Source organism: Dellaglioa sp. CoH-55-MRSF-8, from assembly GCF_056782195.1.
The window spans coordinates 1-381 of record NZ_JBXAYH010000102.1 but is presented as its reverse complement, the minus strand read 5'-3'; the positions used below and the strand labels follow the sequence as shown (position 1 = coordinate 381).

At 46.5% G+C, this 381-nt stretch carries 2 tRNA genes and 1 rRNA gene; all 3 read right to left on the bottom strand.

Annotated features, from left to right (window positions below):
• Positions 1-70: ribosomal RNA gene (gene rrf, locus AC1RPW_RS08100) — 5S ribosomal RNA — on the bottom strand; the annotation flags it as partial.
• Between the two features lie 39 nt (positions 71-109).
• A tRNA-Thr gene (locus AC1RPW_RS08095) sits at positions 110-182 on the bottom strand.
• 5 nt (positions 183-187) lie between these two features.
• Positions 188-259 (bottom strand) — tRNA-Glu (locus AC1RPW_RS08090).
• Positions 260-381 lie beyond the last annotated feature (122 nt).

Here is a 381-nt window from a genome sequence, read left to right as displayed (position 1 = left end):
TGGCGCTAAGAAGCTTAACTTCTGTGTTCGACATGGGAACAGGTGTATCCTTCTTGCTATCGCCACCACACTCTTTTACTACTACATAAAACAATTTTGCAACCACTAATGCCGGCTGCAGGAGTCGAACCTGTGACCCTCGGTTTACGATACCGATGCTCTACCAACTGAGCTAAGCCGGCGAAAATGACCCGTACGGGATTTGAACCCATGTTACCGCCGTGAAAGGGCGGTGTCTTAACCACTTGACCAACGGGTCATATACATAAAAATGTGTTAATCAGTTAGATTAGCACATTTTTAAATTTATTATTAGCATGGCAACGTCCTACCCTCGCAGGGGGCGACCCCCAACTACTCTTGGCGCTAAGAAGCTTAACT